The sequence below is a fragment of the Dermabacter jinjuensis genome (assembly GCF_902381725.1).
Taxonomy (GTDB): Bacteria; Actinomycetota; Actinomycetes; order Actinomycetales; family Dermabacteraceae; genus Dermabacter; species Dermabacter hominis.
In genome coordinates, this window is sequence record NZ_LR698963.1 from 1,585,859 (window position 1) to 1,601,151 (window position 15,293).

Sequence of the window (15,293 nt, forward strand, 5' to 3'; positions counted from 1 at the left end):
CCCACCGAGGCGAGAAAGGTCATCTCATGAGCGCGACGCGCCCGGTTCTGGACTTCTCTAGCGCCCCCGCGTGGCGGCGTGTGGAGGGCCTGCCCTCTTCGCTCACGTGCGAGCGGACGCTCGTCATGGGGGTGCTCAACGTGACCCCGGATTCGTTTTCCGACGGTGGCCGGCACAACGAGCACGAGGATGCGATCGCACATGCCGAGCGCCTGGTGAGCGAGGGCGCCGACATCATCGATGTCGGGGGTGAATCGACGCGTCCGGGCGGAAGCCGCGTGAGTGAAGAAGAGGAGCTTCGCCGCACGGTGCGCGTTGTTGAGGCCCTTGCACAGCGCGGCATGTGCGTGAGTATCGATACGATGCGTGCCTCGGTCGCGCGTGCCGCGGTCGACGCCGGTGCGCTCATCGTCAACGACGTGTCGGCTGGACTCGCTGATCCCGCCATGTTCTCCACGGTCGCCGGCCTCACCACCCATCTCGGTACCGCCCCCGTCTATATCGCGATGCATTGGCGCGGTCACTCCGCGGAGGCAATGTCACGCACGGGCTACGAGGCTATCGGCACAGACGTCGCGCGTGAATTAGGCGAGCAAATCGACAAGGCGGTGAGCGCGGGCATTGCCCGTGACAGTATCGTCGCCGATCCCGGCTTCGGGTTTTCCAAGACCGGCGAGGACAACTGGGATCTCTATGACCAGATCGGTGACGTCGAGGCGCTCGAGCTCCCACTCCTCATCGGGGTGAGCCGCAAGCGCTTCGTGAGCGCTCTCGATGTTGATCGGGACGCCGGCACGGCGGCGTTGAGTGGCCTCGCGCAGCTTCGCCGCTCGTGGGCGGTGCGCGTCCACGATGTCGCCTCGAGCGTCGCGAATATCCGCGTCATGCAGCGCTTGATGGCGGGGCCCGAGGGGCGCGATATGGGGCTCGGCTCAGGCTTCGCGGACCGCAACTATGAAAGCGGTGCTCGAGCATGACGTGGAATGATATTGCCTTTTCTGTACCCGCGCCGCTATCCCACGTCGCGGTTGACGGCGTGCGCGTGCACGGCAAGCACGGCGTTTTCGAGAGTGAAAAAACGCAGGGGCACGACTTTCTCGTTGATGTCGATATGCGGGTGGACACGCGCTCGGCGGGGCGGGATGACGCGCTCGAGCGCAGCGTGAGCTACGCGGACGCCGCGGCCATCGTCGAGGAGGTCGTCGCGGGGCGAAGCGTCGACCTGATCGAAACTCTCGCCGAGCGCATCTCTCAGTGCGTACTTGAGCGGCATGTCCTCGTGCGCGAAGTGAGCGTGAGCGTCCACAAGCCCACCGCGCCCATTCCGCAGCCTTTCACCGACGCACACGTTCGTCTCACGAGGCGCGCGGCACCCGTGAGCGCTTTCATCGCGCTCGGCTCAAATCTTGGCGATAGCGAGGATTTCCTCGCCGGTGCTCTCGCGGCACTTGCGCGGATCCCCGAGACCCGTCTCATCGCCGCGAGCCGCGTTTTCGAAACCGACCCCGTAAGCGATATTGATCAGGACGCGTACCTCAACGCCGCCGCGCACCTTGAGACGTCGCTTAGTCCGTGGCAGCTTCTCGACTCACTTCACGAGATCGAGAATGCTGCAAGGCGCACCCGCACCCTTCGATGGGGGCCGCGCACCCTCGACCTCGACCTCATTTCCTGGGGACAGCTCACGTGCGACGATGAGCGACTCACGCTTCCGCATCCGCGAGCTCACGAACGCGCCTTTGTTCTCGCGCCGATGCTTGACATCAACCCCGAGTGGAGCTTCCCCGATGGCCGGCAAGCGTCGGACCTCGTGAAGGTCGCCCCTGACCGTGCGGGGCTGCGCCCCGGTCCCCGCGTTGCAGGTTTCGCAAGCGAGGCTCGCCCACGCAAGGGTGTGAGATGACAAAAACTCCTGCGCTCCGACTTGTAGGAATTGCCCTCGTGGCAGGCCTTGCGGGCCACGGGCTGTCTCTCGCGTTCGCCTCACGAGGTGCCCCGGTCCCCGTTGCCGGCATCATGCCGGGAATTGTGTTCCTGGTTCTTTCCGCCGTCGTTCTTGCCCTTGGGCTCCGCGTGAAGAGATATCTCGACGAATCCCGTGAGCGAGCGCGAACTCACCCGCTCACGCCGCGCAAGCACCAGCTTGACATGGTTGTTGCCTACCGAATTCTCATCGCCGCGCGTGCCGCGGCCTATACGGGAGCAATTGGTGCAGGCTTTTACGCGGGTATGTGCGCGTTTCTCGCGACATCCGGGGGCGGGACGCTTTCCGGCGCGATTCTTCCACTCGGATTCGACGCGCTCTGCGCGCTCATCCTCGCGGTGATCGGGCTTATCGTAGAACGGTGGGGGACTCTGCCGCCTACTGACTCCGGATCTGTGGGGCGCGCGGGTGAGAGCGCAGGCTCCCTTTGAAGCCCCCGCAGTCGCTGTGTTAGAAAGATTCTCATGAGTAACTCAGTAGTCCCGATGCCGACCCTCGAGGCGGCCGACATCGAGCGCAGGATGCTCGACGAGCCCTTTTCCGCGACCGATCCGCGTACGGCGCGCGTGTCGCCGAAGCTCGTGAAGGCGCGCTTTCTCGGCAACCTCGCGTGGTGGACGATATTTCTTCTCGCGTGCATCGCGCTTCACGTTGTCACGGCCGTATTTTCGTGGCCGTGGTGGGTCCACCTGTGCGCGATTCCCGTCTATGTCCTCGTTGCACAATCGATTCTTTTCACTCCTCGGCGTGCCCGCGCACTTGGTTATCTCACGCGTGAGAACGACATTGTGTTCCGCCAAGGAATTCTTTTTCGCTACGTGACAATCGTTCCCTACGGGCGCATTCAGAACATTAACATCAACGAGGGCCCGATCGAGCGCGCGTTTGGGCTTTCGACGATTTCGCTCGACACCGCAGGGGGTTCGCTCTCCGACGTTTCGATCCCGGGGCTAGAACGCACAGAGGCCGAGCGGATACGCGATCTCGTGACCCGCGAAGCCCACGAAAAGATGGCGGCGCTATGACCGAGCAATCCGGGACACTCGAAACCGAACCGCACGAGTCGGCTTATTCGAGATTCCACCCTCTCACGCCGCTCGTCATGGGCTGGAAATTCGTCACGGCGATCGTGGCGATCGTCGGTTTTCAAAACTACGAGGTCATCGAAGACCTCGTGAAACACGGGGTCGTGAGCACCGATAATTTTCTGTTCATCGGGCTCGGCGCCCTTGGCATCATCCTCGTGGCGATTGTTACCGGCGCGCTCCCGTGGTGGATCACGACGTATGCGGTGACGGAACACGGCGTTTTCGTGCGTGAAAAATTCTTGAGCACGAAACGCAGAATTGCCCCGCGTGAGCGCATCGACTCGGTATCTGTTGAACGGCCTTTCATGGCGCGGCTTGTGGGGCTCTCCAAGGTGCGCATCGAGCTTGCAGGCGCGGGCGAGTCCCACGTGGACCTTCAGTACCTTGGCAGGGCGAAGGCCGAAGAAATTCACTCGACGATACTCGAGCTCGCCCGCGGGGATGTGCCGCCTCATGGGCGTGTGGCGGCGAACCCCGCACCCGGTGAGACCGCGCCTGAGGCTTCCGAAAACGCGGTGCCAGGCGAAGTGGACGAAGGCGCACCGAGCATCGTAGAACGCGCCGAGTCTATTGCCTATGACTCGGATTCCGACGGCGAACTGCTGGCGCGGATCCCCACCTCGCGGATCCTGCACTCGCTCGTGCTTGACGTTGGACTCATGATCGGCATGGTCTTCACGATCATCATGACGGCCATCTGGCTCGTCACATCATTCGCGAGTGGCGAGTTCACATTTTCGGCAGCGTCGCTCTTTGCGCTTGTTCCCGCTCTTCTGGCGGGCCCGCGCATGATTTTCTCGCGTCTGGAATCTAGCTGGGGCTTCACGTCTCGTGCGACCTCGACGGGGCTACGCGCGCGCAGCGGTCTTCTTAATTCGAGAAGCGACAACCTTACGGCCTCGAAGCTTCAATTGGTCGAGCTCACGCAACCGGTCTTGTGGCGCTCTCACGGGTGGTTCGATGTTTCGGTGACGACCGCCGGTATGGATGACCTGGAATCAGATACGGATGCCTCGGGAAGGATCCTTCCCGTAGGAACGGTCGAGGATCTGCAGGTCACCCTCGGGCACCTCATGCCCCCGACCGGTGATCTCGTTGCGCATCCAGCGATGCACGACGGTGCGCGCGGTGCAAGCCCCGCAGTTCTTGGCGCAACCGACACCGCTCTCGTGCAAGGGTACATGTCGGCGCCTCAAGCCGAACTTCCGGGGACGCGACCGTTCCACTGGACGAGCCCCGTCTCGCGCCGCACCGACGTGTACGCTCTTAGTCGCCACGCACTTTTCGCTCGCACAGGGTGGCTGAAGCGCGCGCTCACGATCATTCCGCGCGACCGCATCCAGGGCGTTGAGCTTTCGCGAGGTCCGATCGCGCGCCGCATCGGCAAGGCTGATCTCCAGGTCGAATACGCGGGCGGGACTTTCTATCTGAGCGACATCCCTGTTGCTGACGCCGCTGCGCTGTGCGCGAGCCTCGGTAACGATGCGGGCACCTTGCGCCGGTTCGCTGAGCGCGGGACCTGGCTTGAGCCGAAACTTCTTGGCGGTTCAGTGTGAGCAGCACGGAACCAGCTCGCATGGGCGTGGGCATCATTTCCGCGGGGCGCGTGGGAGCGGTGCTCGGCAACGCGCTTCGTGCGGCGGGGCACCAAGTCACGGGCGTGGTGGGAAGGTCCGACGCTTCCCGGGAGCGCGCCGAGGTTCTCCTTCCCGGTGCGCCCCTCCTGGAGCCCGAAGAGGTTGTCGAGCGCAGTGAGCTCGTCATTCTCGCGATTCCCGACGACGAGCTTGCGTCCTTGGCGGCGAGCCTCGCACAGCGCGGGGTTGTTCCGGGGGCGCAGATCATCGCGCATACCTCCGGCCGCTACGGGATTGACGTGCTTCGGCCGCTCGAGGAGGCGGGGGCGATCACGCTCGCGCTCCATCCGGCGATGACGTTCACGGGAACCTCGCTTGATCTTGGCAGGCTCGTGGGCTGCCCGTGGGCGATTACGGCCCGGCCGATGTTCGCGCCAATTGCGAAAGCGCTTGTGCTTGAACTTGACGGCATAAGCGTCGATATAGCGGAGGGGGACCGCGCGGCCTACCACGCGGCACTCGCGCACGGCTCGAATCACCTCGTCGTGCTCGTGAGTCAGGTGCTTGCGATCCTCGATTCGATCGGCGTCGAAGACCCTTCCCAGCTCGTGAGCCCCCTTCTCCAGGCGAGTCTCGAGGAGGTGCTTCGTCGTGGGCCGGGAGCGCTCACGGGGCCGGTACGGCGCGGTGATGCGGGAACCGTCGGAAACCACCTCGCAGCACTTACTGAGCTGGACCTTGGCTCCACCCTGCCCACGTACCGGGCGCTTGCACGTGCTGCGCTCGACATCGCGCCGATCGGCGATGCGGATAAAGCGGCATTAGAATTGCTTCTTGCACGCGATAGCGAGACGAGGCAGGAGACATGACCACGCTCATCCGCACAGTTAAGGAACTGCAGGCATACCGGGCTGGCATCAAGGGCAAGGGGAGCGTCGCGCTCGTACCTACGATGGGGGCGCTCCACGAGGGACACCTCAGTCTCATTCGCGAGGCACGCTCGCGTGCCGACCACGTGATCGTGTCGAACTTCGTGAACCCTCTTCAGTTCGGCCCCGGCGAGGACTATGAGCGCTATCCGCGTACGCTCGAGGCAGACCTCGAACTCGTCGGCACGCTCGCCGATGCGATGTTTGCCCCCGAGGCTAGCGACATGTACCCGTACCCGGAACCGTTCCAGGTTGATGTGGGGCCGATTGGGCGCATACTCGAGGGCGAGATTCGCCCCGGCCACTTTAGTGGCGTGGCGACCGTCGTACTCAAGCTTTTCCTTCTTGCCCAGCCGCATGTCGCGGTCTTTGGCCAAAAGGACGCGCAGCAGCTCGCGGTTATTCGTCGGCTCGTCCACGACTTTAATCTGGGCATCGAAATTGTGGGGGTGCCGATCGTGCGTGAGGAATCGGGTCTCGCACGCAGCTCGCGCAATAGCTATTTGAGTGAAAGCGGGCGGGCGGATGCCCTCGCGCTTTCGGGTCTCCTTTCTCAGGCGCTTGAGTGCCCGACGGCGGCTGAGCTTCTCGCGCTTCTTCGCACGCATGAGGAATCTTCGCGAGTGACGTGGGATTACCGGCTCGCGGTCAACCCTGCGACTTTCGAGGAGATTGACCAGGCTTTCGTAGGAGAGGCGCTCGTCGTGCTCGCCGCGAGAGTCGAGGGTGTACGTCTGATCGACAATGCGCTCGTGAATCTTGCCCCTGCCGAGGCACAGCAAACATCGAAGGAGGCGCACAGTGGGAAATATTGATTGGGCATTCGAGCTTGGAGCGCTCGTGCCATCGATCGGGATTGGGCTCCTTTTCTGGCTCATTCTGCGCTCGATTGTGCGCGCCGATAAGCATCAGCGTGAGGCGGAAAAGCAAGCCGAGCGCGAGTACATTGCCGCTCATCCCGAGGCGGCGCGCTTTGTAAGAACGGGGCAAACCAGCAACGCGCAAAACGTAAAGACGCCACGACGTTGAAATAAAATCGCGCTTTCTAATCGCACTAAAGTGGTTGCCACTATTGTTGTGAGCGATTATCCTGCTTTTAACCGTTGACGCGCTTCGCCGCTGAATCGGTCGACCAATGTTCTAAAACTTCAAGAGGATGGCCTCGATGGCAACCAAGACTTTCACCGAACTCGTCGATGATCTTGACGGCTCGAAGGCGGATCTCACCGTCTCATTCTCCCTCGAAGGTGTCGACTACGAGATCGACCTCTCGAACGCTCACGTCGAGGAACTTCACGCAGACATGACCAAGTGGATCGTCGCCGCCCGCCGCGTGGGTGGTCGCGCACGTCGCAGCTCGCGCACGCCTAGCAGCGCGAAGGAAACCGCGAAGATCCGCAAGTGGGCGCTCGAGAACAACTACAACGTTTCGGATCGCGGCCGCATCGCCGCTGAGGTTCGCGAGGCTTACTACGCCGCTCACGAAGGCTGAGCGTTTCCGTAGCTAAAAAGCGCCGCGCCGGGAATTACTCCGGGCGGCGCTTTTTCTCTGCCTTGGGTACCGCTAATCGAGTACGGTGCCGCCGATGGTCCACGATGCGGTGTGCGAGACCCCGGGGGCGAGGTGCACGAGATTCGTGCCGGAGCGGAAAGCATCGGGTGGGCACGTCATAGGTTCGACGGCGAGGCCGGCACGATTCTTGCTCGGGTCAGGGTGGTCGGCCGTGTGGATTTGCGCCCAGGGGAGTTCCTTCGGATCGAACTGGACCCACACTTCGCCGCTCGCGCTGCGCACGCTAATGCGTCCTTCAGAAAATCCCGTGTAGGCGTGATCGATGGTGCGCTCGCCGATTGGGGAGCCATCGAGGTCGAGGTCGGGGTGGTTCTCGACGGGAGAAAGGGCGACGGGAAGGAGGCGGTCGTCGACTTCGAGAACGTGGGAGGCTGGGACGAGCGTGCTCCATTCGGCCATGTCTTCGGGTCCCGGCACAACATAGGGATGCGGGCACACGCCGTACGGGGCGGTGCGCTCACCGAGATTGGTTGCCGTCACTGCAGTCGCGATTGAGCGGTCGTGAAGCGTGTAGCGCACACGAATCTCGAGCGGGAAGGGATACCCGAGCACGGGGACGATACGGTGCGCGAATTCGACCGAGTTTTCCGTGCGGTTTTCTACTGAGAAATCGCTCCAGCAAACGAGCCCGTGAAGCGCATTTCGCCTTTCGTGTTCGTTGAGCGGAAGTTCGTATTCAAGTCCGTCATACGTATAGACGCCGTCGCCGATGCGGTTTGGCCACGGCGCGATGATTCCGCCGCGATAGCCGAATTGCACCTCGTCGAGGGGGCTCGGCACGAGAAACTCGCGGCCGCCAATGCTGAAGCGATTGAGGGCGGCGCCCACGCTCGCGAGCTCTGCGCGTGCGTCACCGTTTGTCAGGGTAATAATCGTGCCCCTGAAAGGGGAATTGGTGAAGCTCATGAGTGTCCTTTCATCGAGGTGGTTGCGTAAGGCCAAGAATGCGGCTTGTGCGATCGAGATTGTCACGCGGGCTCTCGCCCTCGGGGAACATCGCCCTTAGCCGCGGTGCCCACGCGCTGCTGTGCTCGGGAAAAGCGCGTGTAAGCAGGCCAAGCATGATGGAGGTAGCGGTCGAGGCACCGGGGGAGGCGCCAAGAAGTCCGCTCAAGGTGCCATCGGCCGACGTGATGAGCTCGGTGCCGAATTGCAGCGTTCCACGCGTGCGCGATTTGGGCGCGATCACCTGCACGCGCTGACCCGCGGTGAGCAGCTCCCAATCCTGAGCTTCGGCGAGCGGCAAGTATTCCCGCAGAGCTGAAAGACGATCCTCGAAGCTCTGCGTGAGTTGGCTCGTCAGGTACGCCAAGAGGTCAAGGTTTCCTGGGGCCACAGATGCCATGGGAAGAGCGTTCGAGGGACGAACGGAACGGAATAGATCCGTGACGGATCCAGACTTGAGGAACTTGGGACTCCAGCCGGCGTAGGGGCCGAACATAAGCTCGCGAGTCCCATTGATGATGCGCGTATCAAGATGGGGAACGCTCATCGGGGGCGCTCCGACGGCCGCCTTCCCATACACCTTCGCCTCGTGTCGCGCAGCGAGCTCGGGATTCGTGCACCGCAGCCACTGCCCCGAGATGGGAAAGCCGCCGTAGCCGCGAATCTCATCGATACCGGAGCGTTGGAGGAGGGGGAGCGCCGCGCCACCCGCGCCCACGAAGACGAATGGGGCTCGAACGCCGTGCGTGCCGCTGCTCGTGCGGGCCATGACGCCCCACTCGCGCCCCATGCGCCGCAGATCCACGACATCTGCGTCGTAATGAACGCGGGTGTGAACGCTTTCGGCTGCGGCGAGGAGGGAACGGGTGAGCTCACCAAAGTCGACGTCGGTCCCTGCAAGGGAGCGGGTCGCCGTGAGAGTTTCGCGCGCGGATCGGCCCTCCATGACGAGCGGAGCCCACTCGGCGAGCGTAGCTGGGTTTTCGGTGTAGTCGAGCGAGGCAAAGAGCGGATGCGCGGCAAGGGCTTCGTGCCGCGCCTTGAGAAACCGTCGATTCTCGTGCCCGAGGACGAGGCTCATGTGGGGGACGGTTCGGATGAACTCGTGCGGAGCTTCGAGGTAGCCGGCGTCGACGAGATGAGCCCACCACGACCTCGAGAGCTGAAATTTCTCGTTGATCGCGACCGCTTTTTCAATCGCGATACGGCCGTGCGCATCCACGGGCGTGTAGTTGAGCTCGCACAGTGCGCTGTGGCCCGTGCCCGCGTTGTTCCACGCGTGCGAGGACTCGAGCGCTGCCCCGTCAAGTCGTTCGAGCACGACAATCGTCCACGACGGTTCAAGTTCGCTCAGGAGCATTGCGAGCGTCGCCGAGGCGATGCCCGCGCCGACGAGCACCGCATCGGCGCGCTCGACGGTGAGGGGCGCCTGATCGCGCGAAACAGTCGCGAAGTGGCTCATAAGTGGCGTTGCTCCTTCGATGGTAAGGCGGGCACCGTACGTGCGGCTCGCCGGCCGCGTCTCAGCTGTGAATGCGGCACCGGCGATGACTCGTCATTCAATCCTAGGCGCTTGTGCGCGGGCGTTTCACGCCGCTGGCGAACAACCGCCCCTCGAAAGTAGGCAGGAAGTAGGCTCGTAGGCAACGCCGAAACACCAAGGGAGATTCATGTTCGAGAGGTTTACCGATCGCGCCCGCCGAGTCATTGTGCTCGCGCAGGATGAGGCGCGTCTTCTCAACCACAACTACATCGGCACCGAGCACATCCTCCTGGGCCTCATCCACGAGGGTGAAGGCGTGGGAGCCAAGGCCCTCGAATCACTCGGAATCACACTCGAGGGCGTGCGCGAACAGGTGCGTGAAATCATCACTGAGGGCACCCAGGCCCCCACGGGGCACATCCCGTTCACGCCCCGCGCTAAGAAGGTCCTCGAGCTGAGCCTTCGCGAGGCGCTTCAGCTCGGCCACGGCTACATCGGCACCGAGCACATCCTCCTCGGCCTTCTGCGCGAGGGCGATGGCGTGGCTGTCAAGGTCCTCACGCGCATGGGCGCCCAGCCCGCTGCCGTGCGCCAGGAGGTCATCGAGCGCCTCTCCGGCTACCAGGGCAAGGAAACCGTGAACGCCGGTGGCGGCAACCAAGAGGGGACACCGTCGGGCTCCCTCGTGCTCGACCAGTTCGGGCGCAACCTCACGCAGGCGGCTCGCGACCAGGAACTCGATCCCGTCATCGGCCGCGAGCGCGAAGCCGAACGCGTCATGCAGGTGCTCAGCCGCCGCACGAAGAACAACCCCGTTCTGATCGGCGAACCGGGCGTCGGCAAGAGCGCCGTCGTCGAGGGGCTTGCCCAATCGATCGTCGCGGGTGACGTCCCCGAAACACTCAAGGACAAGCAGCTGTACACGCTGGACCTTGGCTCGCTCGTGGCGGGCTCGCGCTACCGCGGCGACTTCGAGGAACGCCTGAAGAAGGTGCTCAAGGAAATTAAGACTCGCGGTGACATCGTGCTGTTCATCGACGAGATCCACACGCTCGTGGGTGCCGGTGCAGCAGAGGGCGCAATCGACGCGGCGAACATCCTCAAGCCGATGCTCGCGCGCGGCGAGTTGCAGACCATCGGTGCCACGACGCTCGAGGAATACCGCAAGCACATCGAGAAGGATGCAGCGCTCGAACGCCGCTTCCAGCCGATCCAGGTCGAGGAGCCGAGCGTCGAGGAGACCATCGACATCCTTCGCGGGTTGCGCGATCGCTACGAGTCCTTCCACAAGGTCACGATTACGGATGACGCCCTCGAAGCGGCGGCGCAGCTCGCTGCCCGCTACGTGAACGATCGCTTCCTTCCGGATAAGGCGATCGACCTGATCGACGAGGCTGGTGCGCGCCTGCGCATCCGCCGTCTCTCGGCGCCGCCCGAGCTCAAGGAATACGACCAGAAGATCGAAGAGGCCAAGCGGGCGAAGGAATCCGCGATCGATGCGCAGGACTTCGAGAAGGCCGCGAGCCTCCGTGATGACGAGCAGAAGCTCACGGCCGAGCGCAAGGCCAAGGAAGACGCGTGGCGCAACGGCGAATCCGATTCGATCAGCGTCGTGAACGATGACGTGATCGCCGAGGTGCTCGCTGCTGCGACTGGCATCCCGATCGTCAAGCTCAACGAGGCCGAATCCACGCGCCTGCTCAATATGGAAAACGAGCTGCACAAGCGCGTCGTTGGCCAGAACGAAGCGATCAAGGCGCTGTCGCAATCGATTCGTAGGACCCGCGCGGGCCTCAAGGATCCGAAGCGCCCTGGCGGATCGTTCATCTTCGCCGGTCCCACCGGCGTTGGCAAGACCGAGCTCGCGAAGGCTCTCGCCGAGTTCCTCTTCGGCGATGAGGACGCTCTCATCACCCTTGATATGTCGGAGTTCGGCGAGAAGCACACGGCTTCGCGCCTGTTCGGTTCGCCTCCCGGCTACGTCGGCTACGACGAGGGCGGTCAGCTCACCGAAAAGGTGCGCCGCAAGCCGTTCTCGGTCGTGCTCTTCGACGAGATTGAGAAGGCGCACGTTGACATCTTCAACTCGCTCCTGCAGATCCTCGAGGACGGCCGCCTCACCGATTCGCAGGGCCGCGTCGTGGACTTCAAGAACACGGTCATCATCATGACGACCAACCTCGGCACGCGCGACATTGCGAAGGGCGTTTCGATTGGCTTCCAGGCCGGCGGCGACCTCTCGACGAGCTACGAGCGCATGAAGGCGAAGGTCAACGAGGAGCTCAAGCAGCACTTCCGCCCCGAGTTCCTCAACCGCGTCGACGACATCGTGGTGTTCCCGCAGCTGTCTCGCGAGGAGATTGCGCAGATCGTCGACCTTATGGTGGGACGCCTCGATACGCGCCTCGCGGAGCGCGGTATGTCGGTGACGTTGACGCCGCAGGCACGCACGCTTCTCGCAGAAAAGGGCTACGACCCAGTTCTCGGCGCCCGTCCTCTTCGCCGCGCCATTCAGCGCGACATCGAGGATGCGCTCAGCGAAAAGATCTTGTTCGGCCAGGTGAAGGACGGCGACGAGATCGTCATCGACGCCGAAGGCGAGGGTCCGCTCGGGATCTTCACCTTCGCAACGAAGAACGCCGAGGGTGAGCTTGAGCCGATTTCCGAGGACATTTCTGTTGAGGACATCGCTGGCTAGCCTTCGTGCGTGAGTCCTAGACATGCACGTCGTTGAAGAGATTGTCGTCCACGCGGGAGAAGCGTGGTGGGTCCACCTCGTGGTCGCCGCCTTCTCCCTCGTGGACGCTTTCTTTCCCACGGTTCCCAGCGAATCGTTGCTCGTCGCGCTCGGATCCCTGTGGGCGACCTCCGGTAAGCCGTCGCTTATTCTGCTCATCCTGGCGGGCTGGGCAGGGGCCGCGGTCGGCGACCACGTGACCTACCAGATTGGCCGTATGCTTCCGTGGCAGAAGCTTTCGTTCTTTAACGAGGGCCGTCGCGGGCATCGAGCGGTCGAGGCCGCGGAGCGTGGCCTCGAGCGGCACGCCTTCACCTATCTCATGACGGCGAGGTTCATTCCCCTTGGGCGCACGGCGGTGAACCTCGTCGCCGGTGGTCTTGAGTATCCGCGTGCTCTTTTTACGCCGCGCATTATTCTCGCGACCTTCATGTGGGCCGTCTATTCAAGCCTTATCGGGGCACTTGCCGGCCAGTGGTTCGAGGCGCATCCGCTGCTTGGAATCGTCGCGGCGCTCGTATTGGCGTTCGCCTTCTCGCTTCTCGTTGAGCGCATCGTCCGAAGGTTTCACGCATTGAAGGCGAAGCAGGCGTCGGAACGGGCCTGACCCGCGCGCAACCGCTAGTTCCGCGGTGAGAATCGCGCAGGCGAACCGAGAGCGATTTTTCCCTCCGGCGTGCGCGAAATGAACCCTTCGTCAAGGAGGTCGGCCAGAAGCCGTGCGAAGCGGTCTCGGTCCGTCCCGCTTTCACCCTCGAGAGTTCCGACGGTGGCCTCACCACCCTCGCGTAGGGTCTTGAGGATTTTTCCGCGGATCTGTCGATCTGTTCCTTCATACCCTTGCGGGCGTGTCGTGCGCTCGCCGAGACCGGGGCGCCCAGCATCAAGCCACGCGCAGTGAGGCGCAAGTGGGCATGCCTCGCAAAGGGGCGTGCGGGCACGGCACACGAGCGCACCGAGCTCCATGATGCCCTCATTCCAAATGCGCGCGCGCTCGGGGTCGTCCGGAACCAGCGCGTCGAAGCGATCGCGGTCGCGCTTCGTCACGTGTGCTTTAACCGAGGGTTTGGCGTCGAGCACTCGCGTCAGTACGCGCCTGATGTTGGTATCGAGCACGCACGCGCGCTGCCCCTGCGCGAAACATGCCACTGCCGCGGCGGTATAGGAGCCGATTCCCGGTAGCGCAGTGAGCGCGTCCACGCCAACCGGGAGTTCTCCGCCGTAGTCCCGCTCGACGATGCGCGCGCAATCGAGAAGCCTAAGAGCGCGCCGGGGGTAGCCGAGAGATCCCCACGCGAGCAGGACTTCGGCAGCGTCGGCATGGGCGAGCGCGTGCGCGGTTGGCCAACGCTTCATCCACGCGCGCCAGGGCTCTGCAACGCGGGACACGGGGGTTTGTTGGCTCATGATTTCGCTGACGAGAACGCCCCATGGGCTCGTGTGCGAATCACGCCAGGGTAGGGGCCGACGGTGGGTCGCAAACCACGTGGCGACTGGCTCGTAGAGGTCGGGGTATGAAGGCATAGCGCTCCATGCTACCGAGGTTCGGCAGGCGCTCGCGAGGACTGCCTATGGGGGCGCGCCGTTGAGGGGATGCAGGTGGGCGCGGTTGCTCTTAAGGTCCGAGATTGGGCATTGCTGTAGTAAGAAACAACCGATCATGAGAAAGCCCCGGCGGCGCAGGCGAACCTCACGGTTTCGCCTGCGCCGCCGGGGCGTGAGATCAACTCGCACATGCGAGTTAAGGCTTACTTGGTGTTCTGCGCCTTGAGAAGGTCGCGGATGTCGGTGAGAAGGTCGATGTCGGTGAGTTCCGTGACCTCCTCCGTGATGCCGCGGCGCTTCTTGTCGAGTTCACGCGCCTTGTTGACGGGCAGCACGAAGACGAAGTACACGACTGCCGCGGTGATGAGGAAGGAGATGACCGCGGAGATAATTGCGCCAAAGTCGAGGGTGGTCGCCTTGTTGTCCGCGATGATGCGGTAGGCGAAGCCATCAACGTTTGCGCCACCGAAAACGGCGACGACGGGCTGAATGAGGTGATCGACGAAAGCCTTGATGAGGGCGGTGAATGCACCGCCGATGACAACGCCGACCGCGAGGTCGAGAACGTTGCCCTTCATGATGAATTCCTTGAATCCGTTCACGGCCGTTCCTTTCGATAAGGGTATTCGGAGCAGATCCGGCGATAGCCGGCTTAAGTCTTCGAAAGACAAACTAGCGGACAACGGCGACAAACGGGGGAGTAGCGGATGTGCAATGCGCAATAGTTGAAATGTGCGCACGATCGATTTCGACCGTGGCCGTGGGGGAGCCGGAGGCCGCGAACATCGTCCCAGAGCTATCCGCGGAGCCATGAGATTCGCGCAAAACGGCGCGGACCTCGCTGAGAGTAGCGGGACGGTCTGCATCTATCGACGACGAGAGGCGTTCGCACACGAGCCTCAGCTGAGTTCCCGCCTCGGCCCCCTCAATGACACTTCCTGGCGCGATCGGGATCGACACGAGAGCGTGCTCGGGGTCGAGTGAGGGAGCGGCCTCGCGTAGATTCTCGCGAAGAACCAGGTCGCCTTGGTTGATGGCGCCTGCCGTGCTTTCGCCTACAAGCTCGTGTGGTTGCCGTGACGCACCGGCGGGGATGAGATCGGGCCTCACCATCACCGTCGTGAGGTCGCTGTCGTCGAGAGTCTCACCAGCGGCGATCGCGTGGGCAGCGACAACGACCGGGGTCCCCGGAAGCACGTGCGCAGCGAGTGGCGGGGCGCTGAGACTCACGAATCCGGCGATGGCGACGAGGGCCAGCAGCGCCCTGTTCTTCCGTATTGCGCGCCTCACGTGTGGGGCCGCGGTGGCGAGCGCGCGCCGAGCCCGCTCGAGCGATGAATGTTCTCCCATGTGCCCCACGCTAAAGCCGGATCTCGGCGCGTGGGGCGCCTAGAGCCGAGGTGGGGAAGGCAGGGCGATGTGGAGCGCGTAC

Annotated in this window: 16 protein-coding genes; 11 read left to right on the top strand and 5 right to left on the bottom strand. The window is 63.3% G+C overall.

Going from position 1 to position 15,293, the window contains the following annotated elements; genetic code table 11:
- Positions 1-26 precede the first annotated feature (26 nt).
- The 9 genes from folP to FXY94_RS07035 all read left to right on the top strand — a co-directional run bounded on the left by folP (position 27) and on the right by FXY94_RS07035 (position 7,070).
- Positions 27-977, top strand: a complete 951-nt coding sequence (gene folP / locus FXY94_RS06995; protein WP_016664328.1) for a dihydropteroate synthase — start codon at positions 27-29, stop codon at positions 975-977.
- Positions 974-1,903: a 2-amino-4-hydroxy-6-hydroxymethyldihydropteridine diphosphokinase gene (folK, locus tag FXY94_RS07000; protein WP_016664329.1), complete on the top strand. Its 930-nt coding sequence runs from the start codon at positions 974-976 to the stop codon at positions 1,901-1,903. The genes folP and folK overlap by 4 nt, the downstream gene beginning before the upstream one ends.
- On the top strand, positions 1,900-2,415 hold the full coding sequence (locus FXY94_RS07005; RefSeq protein WP_040386516.1) for a DUF3180 domain-containing protein: 516 nt from the start codon (positions 1,900-1,902) through the stop codon (positions 2,413-2,415). The genes folK and FXY94_RS07005 overlap by 4 nt, the downstream gene beginning before the upstream one ends.
- 33 nt (positions 2,416-2,448) lie before the next feature.
- On the top strand, positions 2,449-3,009 hold the full coding sequence (locus tag FXY94_RS07010) for a PH domain-containing protein (RefSeq protein ID WP_084813940.1): 561 nt from the start codon (positions 2,449-2,451) through the stop codon (positions 3,007-3,009).
- Complete coding sequence (locus FXY94_RS07015; RefSeq protein ID WP_016664332.1) at positions 3,006-4,628, top strand: PH domain-containing protein; 1,623 nt, start codon at positions 3,006-3,008, stop codon at positions 4,626-4,628. Before FXY94_RS07010 ends, FXY94_RS07015 begins: the two co-directional genes overlap by 4 nt.
- Positions 4,625-5,518 (top strand): Rossmann-like and DUF2520 domain-containing protein, encoded by an 894-nt coding sequence (locus FXY94_RS07020; protein ID WP_255348414.1) that lies wholly within the window; start codon positions 4,625-4,627, stop codon positions 5,516-5,518. The genes FXY94_RS07015 and FXY94_RS07020 overlap by 4 nt, the downstream gene beginning before the upstream one ends.
- Positions 5,515-6,393, top strand: coding sequence for a pantoate--beta-alanine ligase (gene panC / locus FXY94_RS07025; protein WP_016664334.1), 879 nt, complete (start codon positions 5,515-5,517; stop codon positions 6,391-6,393). The genes FXY94_RS07020 and panC overlap by 4 nt, the downstream gene beginning before the upstream one ends.
- The gene (locus tag FXY94_RS07030) at positions 6,380-6,607 is read left to right on the top strand and encodes a hypothetical protein (protein ID WP_016664335.1); all 228 of its coding nucleotides are present in this window, start codon (positions 6,380-6,382) and stop codon (positions 6,605-6,607) included. The genes panC and FXY94_RS07030 overlap by 14 nt, the downstream gene beginning before the upstream one ends.
- A 136-nt stretch (positions 6,608-6,743) precedes the next feature.
- Positions 6,744-7,070: a histone-like nucleoid-structuring protein Lsr2 gene (locus FXY94_RS07035; protein WP_016664336.1), complete on the top strand. Its 327-nt coding sequence runs from the start codon at positions 6,744-6,746 to the stop codon at positions 7,068-7,070.
- 72 nt (positions 7,071-7,142) lie between these two features.
- Here FXY94_RS07035 and FXY94_RS07040 read toward each other — a convergent pair whose 3' ends face one another.
- Positions 7,143-8,057 (bottom strand): aldose 1-epimerase family protein, encoded by a 915-nt coding sequence (locus FXY94_RS07040; protein ID WP_016664337.1) that lies wholly within the window; start codon positions 8,055-8,057, stop codon positions 7,143-7,145.
- A 10-nt stretch (positions 8,058-8,067) separates the two neighbouring features.
- The gene (gene mqo / locus FXY94_RS07045) at positions 8,068-9,558 is read right to left on the bottom strand and encodes a malate dehydrogenase (quinone) (protein WP_016664338.1); all 1,491 of its coding nucleotides are present in this window, start codon (positions 9,556-9,558) and stop codon (positions 8,068-8,070) included.
- A 208-nt stretch (positions 9,559-9,766) separates the two neighbouring features.
- On the opposite strand from mqo, the gene FXY94_RS07050 reads away from it, so the two are divergent.
- Both FXY94_RS07050 and FXY94_RS07055 read left to right on the top strand, forming a co-directional pair.
- The gene (locus tag FXY94_RS07050) at positions 9,767-12,277 is read left to right on the top strand and encodes an ATP-dependent Clp protease ATP-binding subunit (protein WP_016664339.1); all 2,511 of its coding nucleotides are present in this window, start codon (positions 9,767-9,769) and stop codon (positions 12,275-12,277) included.
- 22 nt (positions 12,278-12,299) lie between these two features.
- A complete protein-coding gene (locus FXY94_RS07055; RefSeq protein ID WP_016664340.1) occupies positions 12,300-12,923 on the top strand; it encodes a DedA family protein in 624 nt (207 codons plus the stop codon).
- Positions 12,924-12,937: 14 nt separating this feature from the next.
- Here FXY94_RS07055 and FXY94_RS07060 read toward each other — a convergent pair whose 3' ends face one another.
- The 3 genes from FXY94_RS07060 to FXY94_RS07070 all read right to left on the bottom strand — a co-directional run bounded on the left by FXY94_RS07060 (position 12,938) and on the right by FXY94_RS07070 (position 15,211).
- The gene (locus tag FXY94_RS07060; protein ID WP_016664341.1) at positions 12,938-13,840 is read right to left on the bottom strand and encodes an HhH-GPD family protein; all 903 of its coding nucleotides are present in this window, start codon (positions 13,838-13,840) and stop codon (positions 12,938-12,940) included.
- A 224-nt stretch (positions 13,841-14,064) separates the two neighbouring features.
- Positions 14,065-14,463, bottom strand: a complete 399-nt coding sequence (gene mscL, locus FXY94_RS07065) for a large conductance mechanosensitive channel protein MscL (RefSeq protein ID WP_016664342.1) — start codon at positions 14,461-14,463, stop codon at positions 14,065-14,067.
- A 70-nt stretch (positions 14,464-14,533) separates the two neighbouring features.
- A complete protein-coding gene (locus FXY94_RS07070) occupies positions 14,534-15,211 on the bottom strand; it encodes an SAF domain-containing protein (protein WP_016664343.1) in 678 nt (225 codons plus the stop codon).
- Positions 15,212-15,293: the final 82 nt, after the last annotated feature.

Coding starts and splice junctions, on each gene's coding strand:
- folK (WP_016664329.1), top strand. CDS start 974: ATGACGTGGAATGATATTGCCTTTTCTGTACCCGCGCCGCTATCCCAC.
- FXY94_RS07010 (WP_084813940.1), top strand. CDS start 2,449: ATGAGTAACTCAGTAGTCCCGATGCCGACCCTCGAGGCGGCCGACATC.
- FXY94_RS07050 (WP_016664339.1), top strand. CDS start 9,767: ATGTTCGAGAGGTTTACCGATCGCGCCCGCCGAGTCATTGTGCTCGCG.
- FXY94_RS07055 (WP_016664340.1), top strand. CDS start 12,300: ATGCACGTCGTTGAAGAGATTGTCGTCCACGCGGGAGAAGCGTGGTGG.
- panC (WP_016664334.1), top strand. CDS start 5,515: ATGACCACGCTCATCCGCACAGTTAAGGAACTGCAGGCATACCGGGCT.
- folP (WP_016664328.1), top strand. CDS start 27: ATGAGCGCGACGCGCCCGGTTCTGGACTTCTCTAGCGCCCCCGCGTGG.
- FXY94_RS07070 (WP_016664343.1), bottom strand. CDS start 15,211: ATGGGAGAACATTCATCGCTCGAGCGGGCTCGGCGCGCGCTCGCCACC.
- FXY94_RS07060 (WP_016664341.1), bottom strand. CDS start 13,840: ATGCCTTCATACCCCGACCTCTACGAGCCAGTCGCCACGTGGTTTGCG.
- FXY94_RS07005 (WP_040386516.1), top strand. CDS start 1,900: ATGACAAAAACTCCTGCGCTCCGACTTGTAGGAATTGCCCTCGTGGCA.
- mqo (WP_016664338.1), bottom strand. CDS start 9,558: ATGAGCCACTTCGCGACTGTTTCGCGCGATCAGGCGCCCCTCACCGTC.
- FXY94_RS07035 (WP_016664336.1), top strand. CDS start 6,744: ATGGCAACCAAGACTTTCACCGAACTCGTCGATGATCTTGACGGCTCG.
- FXY94_RS07040 (WP_016664337.1), bottom strand. CDS start 8,057: ATGAGCTTCACCAATTCCCCTTTCAGGGGCACGATTATTACCCTGACA.
- FXY94_RS07015 (WP_016664332.1), top strand. CDS start 3,006: ATGACCGAGCAATCCGGGACACTCGAAACCGAACCGCACGAGTCGGCT.